The organism is Sneathiella chinensis (assembly GCF_012720115.1).
GTDB classification, from domain to species: Bacteria; Pseudomonadota; Alphaproteobacteria; order Sneathiellales; family Sneathiellaceae; genus Sneathiella; species Sneathiella chinensis.
Map to the genome: position 1 here is coordinate 685,257 of NZ_VNWN01000004.1, position 21,665 is coordinate 706,921.

Annotated in this window: 21 protein-coding genes; 6 read left to right on the forward strand and 15 right to left on the reverse strand. The window is 56.9% G+C overall.

The annotated features are described in order from the left end of the window. The gene (locus FQB27_RS09770) at positions 1-1,125 is read right to left on the reverse strand and encodes a CaiB/BaiF CoA transferase family protein (RefSeq protein ID WP_169560829.1); all 1,125 of its coding nucleotides are present in this window, start codon (positions 1,123-1,125) and stop codon (positions 1-3) included. 270 nt (positions 1,126-1,395) lie between these two features. Between FQB27_RS09770 and FQB27_RS09775 the strand changes: the two genes are divergently transcribed. Together FQB27_RS09775 and FQB27_RS09780 are read left to right on the forward strand one after the other, a co-directional pair. Beyond that, the gene (locus FQB27_RS09775) at positions 1,396-2,478 is read left to right on the forward strand and encodes a substrate-binding domain-containing protein (RefSeq protein ID WP_169560830.1); all 1,083 of its coding nucleotides are present in this window, start codon (positions 1,396-1,398) and stop codon (positions 2,476-2,478) included. Positions 2,479-2,485: 7 nt separating this feature from the next. After that, positions 2,486-5,071 (forward strand): ATP-binding protein, encoded by a 2,586-nt coding sequence (locus FQB27_RS09780; RefSeq protein WP_169560831.1) that lies wholly within the window; start codon positions 2,486-2,488, stop codon positions 5,069-5,071. A gap of 49 nt (positions 5,072-5,120) precedes the next feature. Here FQB27_RS09780 and FQB27_RS09785 read toward each other — a convergent pair whose 3' ends face one another. The 9 genes from FQB27_RS09785 to FQB27_RS09825 form a co-directional block, all read right to left on the reverse strand. After that, positions 5,121-7,391 carry a xanthine dehydrogenase family protein molybdopterin-binding subunit gene (locus FQB27_RS09785; protein WP_169560832.1) on the reverse strand — a complete coding sequence of 757 codons (2,271 nt, stop codon included), beginning with the start codon at positions 7,389-7,391 and terminating at the stop codon, positions 5,121-5,123. 2 nt (positions 7,392-7,393) lie between these two features. Continuing rightward, a complete protein-coding gene (locus FQB27_RS09790; RefSeq protein ID WP_169560833.1) occupies positions 7,394-7,852 on the reverse strand; it encodes a (2Fe-2S)-binding protein in 459 nt (152 codons plus the stop codon). Positions 7,853-8,114: 262 nt separating this feature from the next. Beyond that, the gene (gene recQ / locus FQB27_RS09795) at positions 8,115-9,911 is read right to left on the reverse strand and encodes a DNA helicase RecQ (protein ID WP_169560834.1); all 1,797 of its coding nucleotides are present in this window, start codon (positions 9,909-9,911) and stop codon (positions 8,115-8,117) included. A 39-nt stretch (positions 9,912-9,950) separates the two neighbouring features. Next, positions 9,951-10,226 (reverse strand): transposase, encoded by a 276-nt coding sequence (locus FQB27_RS09800; RefSeq protein ID WP_169560835.1) that lies wholly within the window; start codon positions 10,224-10,226, stop codon positions 9,951-9,953. Between the two features lie 35 nt (positions 10,227-10,261). Continuing rightward, positions 10,262-10,588, reverse strand: a complete 327-nt coding sequence (locus FQB27_RS09805) for a RebB family R body protein (RefSeq protein WP_169560836.1) — start codon at positions 10,586-10,588, stop codon at positions 10,262-10,264. A gap of 48 nt (positions 10,589-10,636) precedes the next feature. After that, on the reverse strand, positions 10,637-10,978 hold the full coding sequence (locus tag FQB27_RS09810; RefSeq protein WP_169560837.1) for a RebB family R body protein: 342 nt from the start codon (positions 10,976-10,978) through the stop codon (positions 10,637-10,639). 116 nt (positions 10,979-11,094) lie between these two features. Beyond that, positions 11,095-11,451 carry a RebB family R body protein gene (locus tag FQB27_RS09815; RefSeq protein WP_169560838.1) on the reverse strand — a complete coding sequence of 119 codons (357 nt, stop codon included), beginning with the start codon at positions 11,449-11,451 and terminating at the stop codon, positions 11,095-11,097. A gap of 44 nt (positions 11,452-11,495) precedes the next feature. Next, positions 11,496-11,816, reverse strand: coding sequence for a RebB family R body protein (locus FQB27_RS09820; protein ID WP_169560839.1), 321 nt, complete (start codon positions 11,814-11,816; stop codon positions 11,496-11,498). 51 nt (positions 11,817-11,867) lie between these two features. Then, entirely contained in the window at positions 11,868-12,215 is a 348-nt protein-coding gene (locus FQB27_RS09825; protein WP_169560840.1) for a RebB family R body protein, read from the reverse strand. A gap of 207 nt (positions 12,216-12,422) precedes the next feature. Between FQB27_RS09825 and map the strand changes: the two genes are divergently transcribed. Then, positions 12,423-13,160, forward strand: coding sequence for a type I methionyl aminopeptidase (gene map, locus FQB27_RS09830; protein ID WP_169560841.1), 738 nt, complete (start codon positions 12,423-12,425; stop codon positions 13,158-13,160). A 10-nt stretch (positions 13,161-13,170) separates the two neighbouring features. Here the strand turns inward: map and FQB27_RS09835 are convergent, their stop codons facing one another. After that, a complete protein-coding gene (locus FQB27_RS09835; protein ID WP_169560842.1) occupies positions 13,171-13,614 on the reverse strand; it encodes a RebB family R body protein in 444 nt (147 codons plus the stop codon). A 60-nt stretch (positions 13,615-13,674) separates the two neighbouring features. After that, positions 13,675-14,061, reverse strand: coding sequence for a RebB family R body protein (locus tag FQB27_RS09840; protein ID WP_169560843.1), 387 nt, complete (start codon positions 14,059-14,061; stop codon positions 13,675-13,677). Positions 14,062-14,319: 258 nt separating this feature from the next. On the opposite strand from FQB27_RS09840, the gene FQB27_RS09845 reads away from it, so the two are divergent. After that, complete coding sequence (locus tag FQB27_RS09845) at positions 14,320-14,958, forward strand: RNA polymerase sigma factor (RefSeq protein ID WP_169560844.1); 639 nt, start codon at positions 14,320-14,322, stop codon at positions 14,956-14,958. Between the two features lie 138 nt (positions 14,959-15,096). Here the strand turns inward: FQB27_RS09845 and FQB27_RS09850 are convergent, their stop codons facing one another. Further along, positions 15,097-16,437, reverse strand: coding sequence for a DEAD/DEAH box helicase (locus tag FQB27_RS09850; protein ID WP_169560845.1), 1,341 nt, complete (start codon positions 16,435-16,437; stop codon positions 15,097-15,099). 417 nt (positions 16,438-16,854) lie between these two features. On the opposite strand from FQB27_RS09850, the gene FQB27_RS09855 reads away from it, so the two are divergent. Further along, positions 16,855-18,447, forward strand: a complete 1,593-nt coding sequence (locus tag FQB27_RS09855; protein WP_169560846.1) for a SulP family inorganic anion transporter — start codon at positions 16,855-16,857, stop codon at positions 18,445-18,447. Between the two features lie 85 nt (positions 18,448-18,532). Then, positions 18,533-19,363: a mechanosensitive ion channel family protein gene (locus FQB27_RS09860; protein ID WP_169560847.1), complete on the forward strand. Its 831-nt coding sequence runs from the start codon at positions 18,533-18,535 to the stop codon at positions 19,361-19,363. 97 nt (positions 19,364-19,460) lie between these two features. On the opposite strand, the gene FQB27_RS09865 is transcribed toward FQB27_RS09860, so the two are convergent. Next, positions 19,461-19,940: a potassium channel family protein gene (locus tag FQB27_RS09865; protein WP_169560848.1), complete on the reverse strand. Its 480-nt coding sequence runs from the start codon at positions 19,938-19,940 to the stop codon at positions 19,461-19,463. A gap of 79 nt (positions 19,941-20,019) precedes the next feature. Beyond that, positions 20,020-21,621, reverse strand: coding sequence for a GMC family oxidoreductase (locus tag FQB27_RS09870; protein ID WP_169560849.1), 1,602 nt, complete (start codon positions 21,619-21,621; stop codon positions 20,020-20,022). Positions 21,622-21,665 lie beyond the last annotated feature (44 nt).

Consider the following 21,665-nt stretch of genomic DNA (forward strand, 5'->3'; position numbering starts at 1 on the left):
TCAGTCTTTGAATTCCTCCCGCAAGGGAGCGTTATGTTCGCCAAGGGCAGGAATGCGCCCGAACCTGTCTTCTGTGCCTTCGAACCGGATGGGAGAGGCGACAAGGTTGATCGGGCCGTTTGGCGCGTCCACAACCGTGCGTTCAAGCTGTGGGTGATCCGACAGATCCGCCACACTGTTGAGGGAGCCAAAGGCAATCCGGGCCGCAAGCAACCTGTCGGCGGCTTCCGGACGTGTCATTCCCTGAAACAGGCGGGCAATATCCTGATGCAGTTCTTCCCGGTGGGCGACCCGGTCTATATTGGTTTTGTAGCGCGGATCATCGGCAAGGTCCGGGGTCTTTAAGACCTTTTCACACAGGTTACGCCATTCGGTCTGGTTCTGGATTGACAGGACGACTTTGCCGCCGTCGCCGGTCTCGAAGGCTTCGTAGGGGGCGATGGACGGATGGCGCAGGCCAGCGCGTCCCGGCGCCTTGCCGCCATATTCCTGATGCAGAAGCGGAACCGTCATCCAGTCCGCCATGCCGGCAAACAGGGTGGATTTGATGGCCCGGCCTTCTCCGGTTCGGGTGCGCTCATACAGGGCTTCCAGAACAGCAACAAGGCCGTGCATCCCGGCGGCAATATCACAGACGGAAACCCCGACCCGGCCGGGCTCATCCGGCGAGCCGGTGACGGCGGCCAGTCCGGTTTCCGACTGGACCAGCATGTCATAGGCCTTCATCTTGGCGAACGGGCCTTCTTCCCCATAGCCGGAAATATCGACGGTAATCAGTGCAGGCTGTTGCGCTCGCAGGGTCTTGCTGTCGAGGCCATATTTGTCGACAACGCCGGGGGCCAGATTCTGGATGAAGATATCCGCCTTCAGGATCATCCGCTTGAGAAGGGCAAGGTCTTCCGCGTCCTTGATGTCAAGCTGGATGGATTCCTTGCTCCGGTTCAGCCAGACGAAATAGGCGCTTTCCCCGTTCACCACATCGTCGTAATAGCGGGCGAAATCACCTTCTTCGCGCTCTATCTTGATGACACGGGCGCCCGCATCGGCAAGGCGCGAGGAAAGATACGGGGCCGCAACGGCCTGTTCGAGGGACACGACGACGATACCGTCCAGTGGATTGCTCATTATTTTTCTTCTTGGTCGCTGGGAATAGAGATTTGAGAATATCAGAATAACAGCGTTGTTGAGGGAAAACCAAGACAAATTCCGGGATGTGGAAGGGGACGAGGGAGAGATCCCCTCTGTGTGAATTTGGAGAATTTCTAAAGAGTTCGTAAACTTTTTGGCAATAGGCTTTATTCCCGCATGCGTGAAACCGGGAGGGATGCGCATTTGAAAAGAAAGAGTAAACAGGGACAGCGCGGCAGCGTATTCGGTATTGTAAAAGCGGGTCTGATGCTTTTTTTCTGCCTTGTCCTGAGTGTACCGGCGTTTGGCCAGTCCCGCTTTGAGGATTACTGGACAATCGACGAGTTTTTCAGAAAAAAACCGGCACAGAAACAGATTACCGCCGCCTTCGAGAAGCGGGTTCAGAAATCGGGCAATGTGGACGTCCCCTTACCGGATAGAACCTTGCGGATCAGTGTGGTTTATCCCGGCGTTCAGGCTTCCGACTATTGGACAAGAAGTGTCCGCGCATTTGAGGCGCGGCTGAAAGAACTGGGCGTGAAATACACCCTGATGCCCTATTTCACCCGCCCGTCCAAGGATGTGGGGATGCAGCGATCCTATCTTGCCAAGGCGCTGAATTCCAAGGCTGACTATCTTGTTTTCACGTTGAACGCGGAACGTCACAAGGGCCTGATCCAGAAATTCATGGCGGCCGGGCCGACAAAGGTCTTCCTGCAGAATATCACCACCCCGTTGAAGGCCTTTGGAAATCGGCAACCTTTTCAATATGTGGGGTTCGATCATATCGCAGGAACCCGCCTGCTGGCGGAACGGTACCTGACAGAAACCGGGGGAGAGGCGACCTATGCCATGCTGTATGGCCCAGAAGGGTATGTCAGTGCCATGCGGGGGGATAGCTTTTACCTGTTCATGGACGAGCATCCGAAAATGAAGCGGGCAGCGGCCTATTATGTGGGCTTTGATCGGGAAAAGGCCCGCGCGGCGGCGCTGGAACTGCTGACGGCCTACCCGGATCTGGATTTTATCTATAGCGCCTCGACGGATATCGCGCTTGGTGTGGTGGATGCCTTGAAGGAGACGGGAAAGCTGGGGCAGGTGCTGACAAATGGCTGGGGCGGCGGGGCTGCAGAACTGGCTGCGCTTGAGGCAGGGGAGTTACCCTTCACGGTGATGCGCATGAATGATGACAACGGGGTTGCCATGGCCGAGGCGGTCTTTCTGGACCAGACAGGAAGGCGGGCGGCGGTGCCGCTGGTGTATTCGGGTGAGTTGGTACTTGTGGACCAGAAAAGCGGTTCCAAGAGATTGATGGAATTGAAGGAACGTGCCTTTAGATACTCAAAATAGGTCAAAAATGACACGGGAATACAAACTTCCGCTGGTGCTGGCGGGGGGGCTGTTCGTTCTGGTCCTGCTGATTTTGGCGGTTCTTCTGGCCGCTACCTATCGGAACTCACTGACCGCGCTGGAACAGGAAAGGGCCCAGCTTCAATCCCACAGCCAGTCAATCAGTGATCTTGTCGCCGAGACCAGCCTGGAAAGATTGCGGCATATCATTGACGTGACCGTCGAGGATGCGGTTTTTACGGAAGCCATCGGTCCGGGCAGTCAGGATACCCAGAAGGCCTTTCTGGGAGAGATTTTCTATAACCAGTCGCAAGGCGAGTTTGATGTTCTGGTCCTGTTGACATCGGGCGGTGAGATTGTAGAGCGGTACCATACCGAGCTTTCCGGCTTCCCGGTGATCCTGCAGGCGGTGCGGGCGTCCTCATCGCAATTGGGGAACTGGTTCTGGGCCGAGGAAGACGCAGGGCCTTCCGAAAGGTCGCGAATTATGGCCTTTTACAAACAGGCCATCATCAACCAGATTTCCGGCCGGGTGGAAGGCTATCTGGTGGGCGGGGTGTTCTTAAGCGGGAATACCGGTCTGGCCCAGATGGTCAATGACAGGGCGCAGGCGGATCTGACCGTCCTGATGCGCGGCGGGCAGGTTCTGGCCACCTCGCACGGGGACGGCGAGGTGGTGCCAGCAGCGGATCTGGTGTTCGAGGCGGGGCAGGTTGAAAAGCAGGTCTCCGGCTATCGTCTGATCCGGTCTGAAATCCTGTCCGAGCGGTTTCCGGAAGCGGGCTTTGCCTCGGTCACGGCCTATAATACGGAAAGTGACCGCTCGCTCATCAGAACCTTCGTTATTTCCACCCTTCTGGGGCTGGGGTTGGCGCTTTTGTTGTCGCTTCTGGCCCTGTCGGCCCTTCGGGCATTGCTTCTGCAACCGTTGGGCAAGGTGATGGACTATGCCCGCACAGTGGGGCGGCAATCGGATGCGGTTGCGCCGCCGGTGACGTCAATTCAGGAGTTTAACGAGTTTTCCCGGACGCTGGAAAATGTATTCGCCGCCTTTCTGGAGAGTGAGAAGCGGTTTGCCGATTTTGCGTCTGTCTCGTCGGATCTTTTGTGGGAAACGGACGCAGATCATATCTATACCTATCTGTCGCGGGACCCGCAAAGCAGCCTGTCCGTCGAGACATCGGACCTGCTAGGGCGCAGACGTTGGGAATTATCCGCAATTGATCTGGAGTTCAGTGACTGGGAGCATCACAAGCAGGCGCTGGAGGAGAGGCAGCCGTTCCGCAATTTCATTTTCCGTATTTCGGGGGCAGAGGGGGGCTGGGAATACTGGTCTGTAAGCGGGCGGCCTGTTTACGATAATGACAATCGGTTTGTGGGATATCGGGGGACATCCACCAATATCACAAGCGAGATTGAGGCCCAGAAGGAAGCCGCGCAATCCCTTGAAAAATTGCGGCAGGCCCAGAAGATGGAAATTGTTGGCCAATTGACGGGCGGCGTTGCCCATGACTTCAACAATCTGCTCGCGGTGGTTCTGGGTAATCTGGAACTGGTGGAGGAAGGGATGAGCCATGAGGATCCCAACCGGAAAGCCCTGTCAGATGCCATTCGGGCGGTTGAGAAAGGGGCGGCCCTGACCCATCAGCTTTTGGCCTATTCGCGCCAGCAGACCCTGAAACCCGTTGTTGTGCGGCCGGGGGAAATCGTCCATGAGATGCAAAGCCTGCTGGATCGGGCGCTTGGCGAGACCGTGACGGTGCGGTCCAGCCTGAATGACAGTTGGTCCGTGCTGATTGACCCCAATGAACTGGAGAATGCCCTTCTGAACCTTGCGGTCAACGGCCGGGATGCCATGCCAGCCGGGGGGGAGTTGGTGATCGAGAGTTTCGACATCACCATTGATCAGGATTTTGCCGAAGCCGAGGGGGATATGCTGCCCGGTGACTATGTCTGCGTCGTGGTGACGGATACCGGGGAAGGTATCCCGGAGACGGTGCGCGACAAGGTGCTGGAGCCATTTTTCACCACCAAGGAAGTCGGCAAGGGCAGTGGCCTTGGCCTCAGCATGGTGTACGGGTTTGTAAAGCAATCCGGCGGGGCGCTGAATATCTATAGTGAAATCGGGCAGGGAACGTCTATCCAGCTTTATCTGCCAAAGGTCAAAGACGCAGACGAGACTATCCCGGTGCCGCCGGGAGATGTGATCCGGGGGCGCGGGGAACTGGTTCTGGTGGTCGAGGATAATACAGCCGTCCGCCGCCTGATCGTTTCGCAACTGAAATCCATGGGCTATGCCACGCTGGAATGCGGTGACGGGGTCGCGGCCCTGAACGCGCTGGAGCGGGAGCCGGTGGATATTCTGCTGTCGGATGTGACCTTGCCGAAGGGAATTTCCGGGGTGGAGATTGTCACACTGGCCGAGGATCAATATCCAGACATGCCGAAATTATTGATGTCCGGTTTCAGCAAGGAGGTCTTGAGCGGCGAGGTCACCTTGCCCGAAAAGATCGACATCCTTTACAAGCCGTTCACAAAAATCCGCTTTTCAGAAGCCCTCAGCCGGGCCATCAAGGTTCGGCAGGCAGGGTAAAGGACAAGCAGGCTGGGCCGGACAGGGTGTCCGGCCGTATTGCGGCTTGTTAGACGCTGAACCCGTGTTTGGTGAGGGGGAGGGAGCGAACCCGTTCCCCTGTTGCCGCAAAGAGGGCATTGGCAACCGCCGGGGCAATCGGGGGCGTGCCCGGCTCGCCGATGCCGCCAAGGGGGCGACCACTGGCAGCGATATGCACCTCGATTTCCGGGCAGTTGGCAAGCCGTACCATGTCATAGTCCGGGAAGTTGCTTTGCTGGACCCGCCCGTTTTCAATGGTGATTTCCCCATAGAAGGCCGCCGACAGACCGAAAACAATACCGCTTTCCATCTGGGCGCGGACCGTGTCGGGATTGACCACGGTGCCGCAATCCACCACACAGGTGACCTTGTGAACGGTCAGGGTCTTGTCCGCATCGACGGAAATTTCCGCCACCTGCCCGACGATGGAACCAAAGGATTCATGGAGGGCAATACCGCGGGCGCGGCCCGCTGGCAGGGGTTGCCCCCAGCCACTTGCCGCCGCCAGTTTCTTCAGAACCGCCGTGAAATCTGACTGTCCTTCCAGATGGGCAAGGCGGAAATCGACAGGGTCCGTTCCGGCGGCATGGGCCATCTCGTCCATGAAGCATTCCGTAAAGAACGCATTGTAGGAATGGCCCACACTGCGCCAGTACCCGACCGGAACCGGCGTCCGAACGGGCACATGTTCCATTAACTTGTTGGGGAACTGATAGGGGATATCCGCCGCGCCTTCCGCCGTTGTATTGTCAGGCATGTCGGCCCCGGCCCACGGCAGCATCCGTTCGGTGAAGGATCGGGTGACGGAGGGACTGGCAACCCGGTTGAGCCATGTTTCCGCCTTGCCATCCGCCCCAAGAACCGCCTTGAATTCCGCCAGTGCCGCGGGGCGGTACATGTCGTGCTGAATATCGTTTTCCCGGGTCCAGATCAGCTTGACCGGGGCACCGTTTGTTTCCTTGGCAATGGTGACGGCCATGACCACCAAATCAATTTCGGCCCGCCGACCGAACCCGCCGCCAAGATAAGGGGTGTGGACAGTGACATTCTCTGCATCAACATCGGCGGTTTTCTCGGCAAACCATGCCATCAGGGTCGGGGCCTGATTGGGGATGGAAACCTCGACCTCGTTCTCCCCAACAAAGGCCGTGCAGTTCATGGGTTCCATGCAGGCATGGGCCAGAAATGGAACCTGATAGGTGGCGGACAGGACCGACCCCGCCTTTGCAAGCGCGGCGTTGGTATCCCCGTCATCCACATAGGATCGCCCTTCTTCCTGTTGCAGGCTTTCACGGTATTGCTGGAAAATCCCTTCCGAGGACAGGTTTGCGTTGTCGCCTTCATCAAACGTCACGGGCAGGGCGTCGACCGCCTTCTTGGCGCGCCAGAAACTGTCGGCGACAACGGCAACACCGGTCCCAACGGATACAACCTTTCGAACGCCCGGCATGGTGCGAATGGCATCTTCATCCCACGAGCGGACGGTGCCCCCGAAAACGGGACATAATTTCACCGCAGCATATAACAGGTCGCGGTTGTAAAGGGTCGCATCCAGCCCGAAACCGGCCTTGCCGGTGACCTTGTCCGGAATGTCCTGACGTTTCGGGCTGGTCCCGATGACTTTCCGAAGGCTGGCGGCTTTCAGGGTGACATCGGTGGGCGGTTCCATGTCGGCGGCACTTTCCACCAGATCGGCGTAGGAAGCCCGTTTGCCGCTGGCGGGGTGGACAATATGACCCTGTTCGGCGCGGCATTCCCCCGGCGAGACCTGCCAGAGTTGGGCCGCTGCTGCGATCAGCATTTCACGGGCCATGGCACCAGCTTTCTGCATGGACTCCCACGAGTTGCGGACGCTGGTGCTGCCGCCGGTGACCTGAACCCCAAGAAGATTGGCCACCTTTCTCATGCCCCAGGCGCCAATGGTGGCCTCGCCTTTATGGTGCCCGTCCGAGAAGGGCAGGCTGTCCATGATGGCGGTGAAGTTGGCATAGACCGGCGCGATCGGGGCCTGTTCCGGGGTGACCGCGGCAACATCAACTTCCAGTTCCTCGGCCACCAGCATGGACAGGGCCGTGTAAATACCCTGTCCCATTTCCGAATGGGGAACGGCGACGGTGATCTTGCCGGATTTGGCGATTTTTACCCACGCGTTGAGGACATATTCCCCGTCTTCCATGGTTTCGGCAAAGGCCGCCGCATCGGGGGTGTCTTCCTTGAAGCCGAAACCGATGGCCAGTCCGCCGCCAACGAGGCCGCCCGCGATCAGGAATTTACGCCGTGAAAACTTGAATTTCGCCATGATCACGCCTCCGCCCGAAGTTTGGCCGCAAGATGGATGGCCTTTCGGATGCGCGGATAAGTGCCGCAGCGGCAGATGTTGGTGATGGCATCGTCGATATCCGCATCCGTGGGCGACGGGTTATCGCGGAGCAGGGAACTGACGGCCATGATCATGCCGGACTGGCAATAGCCGCACTGGGGAACCTGTTCCTCTATCCATGCGACCTGAACCGGGTCCAGTCCGTCTGGGGACAGGCCCTCGATGGTGGTGATTTCGCTGCCGATAACATCACTGACCGGGACAACGCAGGAGCGCACGGCCTCTCCGTCCACATGGACGGTGCAGGCCCCGCAGGCGGCAACGCCGCACCCGAATTTTGTGCCTGTCAGGCCGACCGTGTCGCGCAGCACCCAAAGAAGGGGCGTGTCCTCTTCTGCGTCGATATCGGTTGTCTGTCCGTTGATGCTCAGTTTCAGCATTGATGTCCCCAGCCTGTTCGTAAATGACCACCGGTTATGATTTTGGAAGTTGTGTAATTTTTGTCAATAAATCTCTCTAAAGAAGCGTTAAATCATATAAAAACCCGGTTCCGCGAAAAGGGGCATGGCCGTCCAGATAGCCAGTCGCGCCCTGTTGCGAATGTCGGTTTTTATGATGTCGGCATGGCGATGAGTGCGAATATATCCGGGCCGAAGGGGTGATATGCCACCCGTGCAGGAGGCCTATCAATGCCGCAATCGGTCAGACAGGCTCTGACAGGGCGTCCAGAAAGGCAGCGCCGTATTTGTCTCGTTTTGTCTCGCCGATGCCGGGGATTTCCCGGAAGGTTTCCATGGAGGTCGGCTTCAGGCGGACCATTTCCACCAGTGTCTTGTCATGAAAGATCACATAGGGGGGGACGTTCTGCTCTTTCGCCAGTTCTAGCCGCCGGGCCTTGAGGCGGGCGAAAAGTTGGCGTTCCTCCTCTGTGTCCAGCGAGATGGGGGCACGGGACCGGCTGCTGCCGCCCTTGGATTTTTCCAGTTTCCGGATATGCAGGCTTTCCTTGCCCTGCAGCAGGGGGCGGCATTTCTCGTCAAGGGACAGGCTGCCATACCCTTCCGTGTCGGTATTGATATAGCCAAGGGCGAGAAGACGGCGGATCAGGGATTGCCATTCCGCCCGTGTTTTCGAGGTTCCCTTGCCATACACATTGAGGGTGTCATGACCAGTGCTGCGGATCTTGTCCGTATCAGCCCCCAGCAGAACATCAATGATATGGCCGCTGCCATACATCTGGCCGGTGCGGTAGATGCAGGACAGGGCCAGTCTTGCATCTTCGGTGCCGTCGATCAGGGTCGGCGGGGCCATGCAGTTATCGCAGTTGCCACATGGGGCCGGGTTTTCGTCCCCGAAATAGGTGAGCAACAGGACCCGGCGGCAAGAAACCGTCTCGCAGAAATCCAGCAGGGAAGAGAGCTTTTGGTTTTCGATCAGGCGCTGTTCCGGCGGCAGGGACGCCCCCATCAGTTGCTTGATCTTGACGATATCCTGATGGCCGAAGGTCATCCAGGCCGTTGCAGGCAATCCGTCCCGCCCGGCGCGCCCCGTTTCCTGATAATAGGATTCCATGTTCTTCGGCAGGTCCAAATGGGCGACAAAGCGCACATCCGGCTTGTCGATCCCCATACCAAACGCAATGGTGGCGACGATGATCAGGCCATCTTCCTTGAGAAACCGGTCCAGCGTTGTGGCCCGGACCTCTGACGGCAGGCCCGCATGATAGGGCAGGGCATTATACCCGGCATCCTGCAGTTTCTCGGCCGTGGCCTCGACCTTTTTCCGGGACATGCAATAGACAATACCGGCATCATCCGGGTGGTTGTTCTTTAAAAATGAAACTAACTGGTTAAGTCCATTTTTCCGGTCAGTGACATTGTAGGTGATATTCGGGCGATCAAAGCCGGACTGGAACACCTTCCCGTATTGCAGGCCAAGCCTTTCGACAATGTCTTTACGGGTTTCCGTATCGGCCGTGGCGGTCAGGGCGATGCGCGGCACCGTCGGGAACTGTTCCTGAAGCAGGGCAAGGCGGCGGTATTCCGGCCGGAAGTCATGCCCCCACTGGGAAACGCAATGGGCCTCGTCGATGGCGAACAGGGCCGGGTTCAGGCGTTTCAGGATATCCGGGAAGTTGCCCGAGAAAAGCCGTTCCGGGGCCACATATAACAGCTTGATCTCGCCCGCCATCAGGGCTTTTCGCACCTGCGACTGTTCGTCCATTTCCTGGGATGAATTGAGGGCCGCCGCCGGTATGCCCAGCTGGTTCAGGGCTTCCACCTGATTTTGCATCAGGGCAATCAGCGGCGAGACAACAACGGTCAGCCCGTCAAGGCAGAGGGCCGGAACCTGATAGCACAGGGATTTCCCGCCGCCGGTTGGCATCAGGACAAGGGCATCCCCACCGGACAGGATATGGTGGATGATGTCCGCCTGCTGGTGGCGAAACTCGGGATACCCGAAAACGGATTGTAATATGTGTAACGGATCACGCGACATGCCCCTGTTATACAAGCTGTGGGCAACAGTACAATCCGATTAAGACTGTTTTTTGATCCGGGCCAGTTGTTCCTTCAGGGCGTGGATCTCCAGGGCGGCATCCGCCAGCAGATTTTTGAGCCGGCTGTTCTCCTCGTCCACCTGCCGAAGTCGGGCCGCTTCCTCGTCAAGGGAACTGCGGGCCTGCTTGCGCCAGCGATACAGGGTTGCCTTGGATACGCCAAACTTGCGGAGCGCTTCAGGGACGCTCAACCCGGCGTCCAGTTCATCGAGTATGGCGGCTATTTCCTCCGCTGAGTGTTGTTTTCGGGACATGGGGGCTCACATATGTTGCGGGGCTGCATCAGGGACTATTTCCCGAGTTCGTTGACGACGGCCTGCAGGGCCGACAGGTTTTCGGTAATGGCACTGCCTGCGACCAGTTCCTGGGAGGCCTTGGCGGCGGCGGCCGGATCGGTTGTCAGCAATTGACGGGACGCCGCAAGGGTGATGGCGTTATGTATGGAATAGCTGTGCTGTTGCTGGGCGATGACATTCTGCAGGGCAAGGCCGATACTGTGGGCCATTTGCTGATACAGTATTGCCATGGCTTCTGCCGGGGCCTCTCCGACCACCTTCATGCTGGTCTGGGTAATGGCATCGGTTACCTGGCTGTTGACGTAGCTTTCCTCGGTCATTCCGTTGCTCCTGCTTCGTTAGGGGCCATGGTGGACGCGGGCGACCCGTTACGTGTCGCTGTCATTTTTCCGGCGTTTTTTCTGCTTTGGTGCCTCTGTATGAAGGACAATCGGCTGGGCGGAATGAATGATGCGGGTGGCCGGTTGCGGACGTTGCAGAATAAGCTGGATATTCTGGGACAGGGCCGCCAGATTGACGCTGTTCACGTTCTGCTGGTTAGACACCGCATTCTGGACCGAGGCCCCGATGGACTGGGCCATGGACTGATAGAGTGTCGCCATGGAATGGGCCGGCGCCATCCCTGTCGCCAGCATGTTGGACTGGGTGATCGCGTCGGTGATCTGGCTGTTGACGCTTTTTACCGGAGTTGAGTTGTTGTTTGCGGTCATTGCTGTCTCTTTTCCCTACTGAAATGCCTGAACCTCACAGAGAGACGGTCTCTCGGGGGCGATTGTGAGGTTCAGGCGCAGTTGCAGACAGATTGGATGCTGTCTGCAAACCCGGATTAGCGGTTAAAGCTGGGTGTGTTCGGGTTTTCCCGATTGAAGGAGTTCATGACCCCTTTCATGGATGCCATGGATTCCGCGATCGGGTTGCCGCTCAGGATTTCCTGTGTGGCCTTGCCGGTGGTGGCTGTGTCCAGCGTATAGAGGATAGTGACCGCGCCGGTTACCACGGCACTGTCAATGGAGTTCTTGTGCTGCTGGTTGGCAACCATGTTCTGCATGCTCATACCCGTGCTTTGTGCCAGCATCTGGTACAGCATTCCCATGGATTCTGCCGGGGCATCGCCCAGAACCTTCACGTTTGACTGGGTGACAGAATCTGTGATCTGACTGTTCATCCACGTATTTTCAGCCATGATTTATCTCCTTGAATGAGTGTTCCTGTTAAAAGTCTCAAGACCTAGAAGCCGCTTGCGGCGGCCTGAAGGGCTGTAAGGGATTCCGCGACCGGGTTACCGGCCAGGACTTCCGACGTGGATTTCGCAGCCGTTGATGCGGACAGGGAATAAAGAACGCTTGTTCCCTGCGTGGTGATGGCCAGATCAATGGTGGCCGCGCTTTGCTGGTTGGATACGGCGTTCTGCATGCTTGCGCCCACAACCTGACCGAACACCTGATAGGTGTTGGCCATGGAAATGGCAGGGGCTTCTGCAAGGTTGCTCACATTGGCCTGGGTAATGGAATCGGTAATCTGGGAGTTGACCGGGGTATCGCCTGGCATGGTAATGCTCCATCATAGGGTTTAGGTTGGTTGTGCGGTTTGTCTTTCGGGTTATTCAGCCTGCTTTTCTTTCAGTGTCTTGAGTTCACTGATGATCGATTTCAGGGCCTCGGCTATTTCCAGATTGGATTCATCCATCAGGATGTTCCGCACGGAACCGGCGTCGGCGGCGGTATCGAGGTTGAACAGCATGCTGATCCCCTGGGACACAATCGCGGAGTCGATGGTGTTCATATTCTGCTGGTTCGCCACGGCGTTCTGCATGGAGACACCAACCGACTGGGCAAGCAGTTGGTAGGTGGTTGCCATGGACTGGGCGGGTGCCCCGCCGAGAACAGTAAGATTGGCTTGCGTCACCGCATCCGTTATCTGGCTGTTGACGGGCGTATCTTTGGCCATTGGGCATTCCTCCATGCATCAAGACAAAGCGATGAATATGAGATGTTCATCATTCGACAGTGGCAAGACGCACCGGTTTGAGAATATGTGAAGAACGGGTTGGGATTTTCTTTTCCCGGTTGCGAAAACTCTTATTTGTGTTTTTGCCAGAAAACAGGCAAAACCGTGGTTTGTTGCGTAGGGCGTCAGTGTTGAAAGAAGATATTCATGATTGTTAAAACCGAAACGGACCGGCAGGGACTGATTGAGATCGGCGGTATCATCCGGCAGATCCTCGACGAAGTGGAAACGCTGGTTCGTCCGGGGATCACCACACTGGAGCTGGACCGGATCGTGGGTGAGAGGCTGGCCCATCACGGCGCCCGCTCGGCGCCCATGCTGGCCTATGATTTTCCGGGTTTTTGCTGCATCAGTGTCGGGGATGAGGCCGCGCACGGTATTCCGGGACCGCGGGTGCTGCAGGAAGGCGAACTGGTCAATGTTGATGTGTCGGCGGAAAAGAACGGTTACTGGGCAGATTCAGGACGGTCCATTCCGGTCGGAAAGGTCAAGGATCACCTGACGCATCTGTGCAATGCGACCCGCAAGGCCCTGAAAGAAGGGGTGAAGGCGGCGCGGGCCGGGTCCCCCATCAATGCCATTGGCCGTGCGGTTGAGGGCGTGGCCCGCAAAAGTGGTTTTGAAATCATTGACGGGCTGGTCGGGCATGGCGTCGGCCGCAATATTCATGAACCCCCCGAAGTTCATAACCGCTTCCTGCCCAGCGGGAGGGATATTCTGGTCGAGGGGCTGGTCATTACCATCGAGCCCTTCCTGACCACCGGTGCGGGATATTACCGCGAGGGGGATGATGGGTGGACCCTCTATACGGGGGACGGGTCCCCCTGCGCCCAGTATGAACATACATTGATCATTACCCGGGGCAGCCCCATCATCCTGACCTGATCAGGGCGTCTTATCCGCCCATCTTCTTGACGATGCTATCCATGGCAACGGCTGTTGCCGCAATGGCATCCGCGGTAATGCCGGCGATTTCCTGACTGGTCTGTGCCGTCAGGGCCGTGGCCCCGGCGTTGGTTACCGAATTCAGGCCGGTAACAGCGGTTTGCGTCTGGGAGTTGAGCGCCTGTGTGATGGCGGCGGTCTGGGCGTTATAGCTTTCGCCGATGGTGGTTTTCTGGGCACTGAGGACAGCCGCCTCGGCGTTCTTGAGTGCGGTCAGGGACGCGGCCCCTGCGCTGGTAACACTGTTCAGAACATTGGCGTTGATGGTCGCGTTCTCAAGGGCAAGGCCCGATGAATGGGCGGCAAACTGATAAAGAAGCCCCATGGCAAAACTGGGAGATTCCTCAACATTTGCCATCATGGCGGTGAAGGGCGGCTTTGTGTTTTCAGTCATGACTAATCACTTCATACTGGACATGAAAAAGGGGGGCTGCAAGGAAACAGGGGAAGGGGCCTATGCGCCTTCTGCTGAATCCGTTCCGGCGGTCGCCGCGCCTTCCTCCCCGGTGCCTTCCTGCTCTCCTGATGCGGGGGCGGTTTTCTCGCCACTGATGATGGCGACCAGTTGTTCCCAATTTTTCAGGCGATCTGTCATGGTCAGTTTGTTGACCTGATCTGTCATGCCTTCCCACAGGATGTTCCCGGCGGCGGCGGATACCGCTGCTGTATTCAGGATGTTCAGGTTCTGTTGGGTGGCGATGTTGTTCTGGGCCCCCATGCCGGCGGCATGGGCGACGCTCAGATACATGGTGGCCATGGCGCTGGACGGGGCGCAGCCAAGAACAAGCTCATTCAGGGCAACGACAGATTCAGTAACAGGATTTGAGTAAGTTTTTGTCATTTCTTGAAATCTTTCAATGAAAATTATTTTATACTAAAGTTAATTTGGGTTTTACTTTTATATTTCAATAAAAAGATATTCCTGTTTCCGATTTATTTTAGATTTTTCTTCTAAACTTCTCTTTTTGATTATTAGGTTGTGAAAGTTTTTGTGCTGGCACTTTAAACGTGTAATTTACAACCTAAATCCACATAGCGTTCGAAAAATGCTCTTTTAAAGAGTTTTTTGTGGTTGGGATTGCTGCTGTGGAGAGACAGGGTGACGAAAAACAATATCCGGTATGCCTCATCTGTAAAATCATCAGGAAAACTGAGGGAAGTTATTCTGTCGAGCGAGAGCATCTCGTCCCCATGCGAGGAGAGCACTCCGTCGCCCGCCATGTTCTGGAAGGCATGGAACAGCCACGGGGACTATCTGAAGCGGCTCAGTCAGGTATGGATGAATGTCAGCCATACGGATGCGGAGGATGCCTTCAGCGATGCTACCATCCGGGCTTTTGAGAAATACGCCGCTCATGCCACCCAGATCAGCAACGAGCGGGCATGGTTCGCCCGGCTGCTGCACAATATCTGCATTGATATTCACCGTTCGAACAAGCGGCGGGGGACGCTTCGCGAAAAGGTGAAGGAAATATCGGATATCGATACAGGGTTGTTGGATACGGTGATTTATACGCCGGAGGCCCGTCTGATCAATTCAGAGATCGGGGCCATGATCACGACGGCCATTCAGGACTTGCCTGAAAAGTTGCGGCAACCGCTTGTCATGCGGCTGGTCAGCGGGGATGAGTATGACCATATCGCCTGCACGTTGGGTATCTCCAACGACAACGCCCGCAAACGGGTGCAGCAGGCGCGGGCCATCCTGCGAAAGAAGCTGTCTGTTCTGAGGGAATGAGGGGCCCGGCATATGTATGGGCCGAAGGGCCTACCCGGGACCTGAGGGAGCGGGGAGGAGAGGCGGGGGCGGTTGTTTCCGTCCCCGCGGTATTTCTGGCGGTGTTCCGCCTCGGGTCAGTTTGTAAGGCCGGTGACCTTACCCGGCCTTTTTGAATTTTGCACGGTTCGGTGCTGCCTTGCCAAATTTCGCCTTTGGGGCTCCATTGGGCCGTTTGGCATTCTTAAATCCTGGCTTACCCGTGTTCTTTCCGAAGGTTTTCTTGCCTTTCGGGGCCCCATTCTTGGAGAACGGCTTTCTCCCGCCTCCCGGACGATGCTTTTTCGCCGGGCTTTTGGGCATGGGGAAGGGGTGGTCATCGTCAATCCGTACTTTCTGTTCGATGGCTTTTTCAACATTGCGGAGCAGGTTGCGTTCGCGAGGTTCACAGATGGAGATGGCGATGCCCGTTGCCCCGGCACGACCTGTCCGGCCAACGCGGTGGACGTAGTTTTCCGGTTCCATCGGCAGGTCATAGTTGATGACATGGGTGATGCCGGAAACGTCAATGCCCCGTGCGGCCACATCGGTTGCCACAAGGATGGAGAATTTCCCCTGCTTGAAGGCGCGCAAGGTTCTTTCGCGGCTGCGCTGCGGCTTGTCACCATGAATGGCGCAGGCCTTGGTGCCCTCGATTTCTTCCTCAATGGCGGCGGCCAGCGTTTCCGTGGTTGCCTTGGTGCGCACGAAGATGATCACCCGCTCCTTGTCGCCAAGGGCCAGAAGGTGCATCAGCAGATCTTTCTTGTGCTGCTGGCCAACCATCAGAACAGAATGGTCGATGGTTTCGGCAACAACTGTTTCCCGCGGGGCTTCCACATAAACCGGTTCGTTCAGCAAGTCCTTGGACAGGGATTTGATGGCCGGGCTCATGGTCGCCGAGAACATCACGGTCTGGTGTTCAGGCGGCAGCTTTTCGGTGATTTCCTTGACGTCGTCAATGAAACCCATGTCCAGCATGCGGTCTGCTTCGTCCAGAATGAAGGTCTGGACGTTATCAAGTTGAACGGTTCCCCGTTTCATGTGGTCCATCAGGCGGCCCGGTGTGGCAATCAGGATATCGACACCGCGGCTCAACTGCTGCAACTGCGGGCCGTAAGGCGCGCCGCCATAAACGGTTGTGTGGAACAGTTTGATCCCACGGGTGAAGACCTGGATACATTTCCCGATCTGGACGGCCAACTCGCGGGTCGGCGCCAGAATAACGGCTGTGGGCTTGTTCGGCTTTGGCCGTTTCCGGTCGTGGGACAGGGTCTGCAGCAGCGGCAGGACAAAGGCTGCCGTCTTGCCACCGCCGGTCTGCGCAATGCCCATCAGGTCCTTGCCTTCCAGAAGGTGCGGGATGGCGGACCCCTGAATGGGGGTCGGGGACTCAAAGCCCTGTTTCTCCAGAGCGCGTAGAAGCGGCCCAACCAGATTGAGGTCGGCGAATACTGTCATTTTCTTTACTGTCCTTCAAACAGACAAAATGGCCCTGCCGGTACTTTGGCAGAGGGTTAATACAGGTGGGAACCGTCTTTCCCAGCCTGGCTCGGATTGTCTGGAGGGACGATAAGGCCGGCAGCGGTTTGAAACCGCGGAAATACTGTTCACTGTCATGATCGCGGCAAGGCCCGGTTTTTCGCGCCTGCACAACACGCCGCAAGAGCGTGATGGAGCCGTATGATGGATTTGGGAGCGGATGTCAAGGAACATTGCTGTATGGGCTATGTTATTTTAAAGAAATTAACATTAGAATATTGCCATGACCAAGGCGCATGTCTGTTTCCCGCTGTTTTCACTGGTAATTGCGCTAAAGATTGTATACTAAACCCTCCACAAATGTTGCTGCGCACAATCTTTGTTGTGCGTTTTTTTATGTCCAGAATACAGAGGGAACGAGACGTGCAAGCCAACACCTCAGTGCCGGGAAAATCCTCAGAAACAAGTGTCTTCGGACAAATCAGAATTGAGCTTCTATCAGGCCTGACAGTGGCTTTGGCACTGGTGCCGGAAGCGGTGGCCTTTGCCTTCGTTGCCGGGGTGCATCCGCTGGTCGGGTTGTATGCCGCCTTTCTGGTTGGCCTGATTACCGCCCTGATTGGCGGGCGTCCGGGCATGATTTCAGGCGCAACCGGGGCGTTGGCCGTGGTGATGGTCAGCCTTGTTGCCAGTCATGGTGTGGAATATCTGTTCGCGGCGGTGGTCCTGATGGGGATTTTCCAGATCCTTGCCGGGGTGTTCAAGCTGGGCAAGTTTATCCGCATGGTGCCGCATCCGGTCATGCTGGGCTTCGTGAACGGGCTTGCGATCGTGATTTTCCTCGCCCAGTTGGGGCAGTTCAAGATTGCCGGTGCGGACGGTCAACTGGAATGGATCACCGGCCAGAGCCTGTACATGATGCTGGGGCTGGTGGGCCTGACCATGGGGATCATCTTTTTCATGCCAAAGCTGACCAAGGTGGTGCCGGCGCCGCTGGTGGGGATCGGTGTTGTGTCCTTCCTTGTGATCGGTTTGCAGCTTGATGTGCGGACGGTGGGCGACCTTGCCTCCATCTCAGGCGGCTTGCCCACTTTCCATATTCCCATGGTGCCCCTGACGCTGGAAACCCTGTGGGTTATTCTGCCTTATTCCCTGATCCTTGCGGCCATTGGCCTGATTGAAAGTCTTCTAACGTTGAACCTTGTCTGTGAAATCACCGACACAAAGGGCGGCGCCAGCAAGGAATGCGTGGCGCAGGGCGTGGCCAATACGGTCACCGGGTTCTTTGGGGGCATGGGGGGCTGCGCCATGATCGGCCAGAGCATGATCAATGTCAGTTCTGGCGGACGTCAGCGGCTGTCCGGTATTTCTGCGGCCCTGTTCCTGCTGTGCTTCATCCTGTTTGCGTCCCCGTTGATCGAACAGATCCCGCTGGCCGCCCTTGTCGGGGTCATGTTCATGGTGGTGATCGGGACCTTTGCCTGGTCCAGTTTTCGAATCATCAACAAGATCCCGCGCTCTGACGCCTTTGTGCTGGTGCTTGTTTCCGGGGTAACCGTGGTCAGCGACCTTGCGGTTGCGGTGATTGTCGGGGTGATTGTGGCGGCGCTGGTCTATGCGTGGGAAACTGCCAAGAAAATGCATGTGACAACCCATGTGACGCCAGATGGTACCAAGGTTTATCAACTGGAAGGTCCGCTGTTCTTCGGGTCGGTCACCAGTTTCCAGAACCTGTTCGACCCGCGCAACGACCCGGATGATGTGGTCATTGATTTCCAGAACTCCCGCGTGGTGGACCATTCCGGGTTGCAAGCTATTGACAGTCTTGCAATTAAATATAACAACGCCGGAAAGCAGCTTCACCTTCGGCACCTGAGCGCCGATTGTCGCAAACTTCTGCACAACGCCCGTAACATGGTCGAGATTTCCGTTCTGGAAGACCCGAAATACGGTGTTGCCGCAGACTATGACACGAAGTTCGCCGAATAAAATATAGACACTACTCTGTTTGGTTGAGCATAGTAGTGATCGGATAATATTCGCTCATTTGATCCAGTTTAGGGGGATATTGAATATGGAGAATACCAAATATATTGAGGAGATTATCGCCCAGCTTGTCACGATTGTGACAACATACGGGTTGGATGTGATCGGGGCGATTGTCATCCTTCTGATTGGTAATTTTGTGTCCAAGAAGGTTCCGCTTCTGGTGACCAAGGTTCTGGACAAGAAGGAAGTCGATCGGACAGTTACACAGTTTCTGGGGAACCTGATCCGTGCCACCATCCTGATCGTGACGGTCCTGATGGTTCTGGCCCAGTTCGGCGTTCAGACTGCCAGCCTGATCGCGGTTCTTGGTGCCGCCGGTCTGGCCATCGGCCTCGCACTGCAGGGGACATTGTCCAATGTGGCGGGCGGTGTCATGCTGCTGTTCTTCCGTCCCATTCGCGTCGGTCAGTATGTCGAGGCAGCGGGTCATGGCGGTACGGTTGTTGCCGTAAACCTGTTCACAACTGAACTGTCCACGCCGGACAATGTCCAGATCATTCTGCCGAACAGCGCCGTCTGGGGCAGTGCGATCAAGAATTTCAGCTACCACGCCACCCGTCGTGTAGACCTGCTGATGGGCATTGCCTACGAGGATGACATGGACAAGGCCATTGCCATCATGAAGAACGTGATCGCTGCGGATGATCGTGCCGCACAGGACCCGGCCCCGATGATCGCGGTTTCCGAACTTGCGGATTCTTCCGTCAACTTCACCGTTCGCGTCTGGTGTAAGGGCTCTGACTACTGGCCGCTGAAATTCCACCTGACGAAAAGCTTCAAGGAAGCCTTCGACAAGGAAGGTATTTCCATCCCGTTCCCGCAGCGTGTTGTGCATGTTGTGAAAGAGCAGGATTAATTGATCCTTCTTCGCGAAACGGAAAAACCCGCCTGTTCAGGCGGGTTTTTTTGTGCCTGTCCGCAATGACAGGCGGGGTGGGGATGGGGTGATAGGCTCAGCTTTCCCCGGAATGGGACGGGGTATGGATGGCGTCATGTTTGCGCCAGAACAGGCCCCGGACATTGACAAGGAAGGCGGTGCTCCACCCAAACAGGATGATCCCGCTGACGGCCTGCAATGCGGATGTCAGTTGCCAGTCCGGTGACAGGGTGATGTCCCCGAAGCCGAGGGTGGTGAAGGTCACCGTCGAAAAATAAATGGCGTCATGCATGGTCGTTGTCTCTCCGACCATGTGGTAGAAGGACGCCCAGATCCAGGCCTCAATCGTGTGGGTCATGAACAGGCCCAGAACCACCACAATCATGATCAGCACATGCCCGAAGGCCGGGGCGCGTACTTCCCACACCGCCCCAAACCGCTTCACCCGCCGCAACAGGAATTCCAGACAGAAGGCGTGATTGATCACACAAATGATGATCAGGATGGATCCAAGAAACAGTTGCAGAAGCATGGTGTTCGTCCAGGCATGTGACATGTGGAAAGTTCCGCAACTCTATCAGGAAAGCAGGGCAAAAGGAAAGCGAGGCCTGCCATCATCCGGCCTCGTCCCCCTGTCAGGCGATAGCCGGGGTCTTGGCGTCGGCCTTGATCATGTCCGCCGCCTTTTCACCGATCATGATGGTGGGGGCATTGGTGTTGCCGCCCACGAGGGTCGGCATGATCGAGGCATCGACGATGCGCAGGCCCTCCAACCCATGCACTTTCAACTGGGGATCGACAACAGCCATGTCGTCCGTCCCCATCTTGCAGGTGCCAACCGGATGATAGACCGTATCGGCCCGGTTGCGGATTTCCGCTATCATTGCCGCGTCGGAATTAAGGTCCACCGGATAGAGGCGCTTGCCGCGCACCCCTTCGAAGGCCAGGGCGTGCAGGATGCGTTCCATTTCCTTGACCCCGGTCAGCAGGGTCTGGACATCGTCATCATTGTCAAGGAACCGGGGATCGATGCGCGGTGCATCCTCGGCCCGTGCGGAATTCAGGGTCACGGTGCCCCGACTTTTCGGGCGCAGGACACAGCAATGGCAACTGAACCCATAGCCCAGATTGGTCTTGCGGGCATGGTCGTCCAGCATGCCGATGACAAAGTGAAGCTGGTAGTCGGGGACTTCCATATCGTTCGATGTCTTGAGGAAGGCCCCGATTTCGGCGAAGGTCGTGGTGACCATCCCGGTCCGCTGCTTGCGCCACTCGAAAATGGCCTTGATCAGGTCAACACCGCCGGACAGGGAAATGCCCATGCTGTCCCGGGAACTGGAACGATAGGCGGAAACATAATCAATATGATCCTGAAGGTTTTCGCCCACCCCCGGCAGTTCATGCACCATATCGATGCCGAACGGGGTGATGTTTTCGGGGGCACCAACCCCGGACAGCAGCAGCAATTGCGGGGTAGCAAAAGCACCGCCTGACAGAATGATTTCCTGCCGGGCCTTGAGTGTTTTTGTCTGGCCGTCCTGAACATATTGCACACCGACCGCTTTCTTGCCTTCGAACAGGATGCGGGAGGCGGTGGCGTGGGTAAGGATGTCCAGATTGGGGCGGTCAAGGTTGGGGGTCAGGTACCCCTTGGCGGCGCTGCATCGCTCTCCGTTTTTCTGGGTTGTCTGGAAATAGCCCACGCCTTCCTGTTCGGCCCCGTTGAAATCCTTGTTCATGGGCAATTGCAATTCGCGCGCGGCCTTCATGAACACATCCCCAATCTTCATGGGGGAACGCAGGTCCGCCACGTTGAGCGGGCCGCCGGTTCCGTGGAAATCATCGGCACCGCGTTCGTTGTTTTCCGCCTTCTTGAAATAGGGCAGCACATCCGCATAGGACCAGCCGGTATTGCCAAGACTGGCCCAGTGGTCATAATCCCAGCGGTGCCCCCGCACATACAGCATGGCGTTGATGGAACTGGACCCGCCCAGCGTTTTCCCCCGTGGCTGATAGCCCTTGCGGTTGTTAAGGCCGGGCTGGGGGACGGTTTCAAAGGCCCAGTTGTTAATCTTGCGGGGCAGCATGGCGGCTGTTCCCATGGGGGCGTGGATCAGGATGCTTTTGTCCGGGCCGCCGGCTTCCAGCAGGCAGACCTTGATGTTGGGGTCCTCGCTCAGGCGGCTGGCAACGACCGAGCCCCCGGACCCACCACCCACGACAATATAATCATACATCTCTGACCCTCCCGCTGTCGGTTGTATTTTCGTTTTAAAGTAGT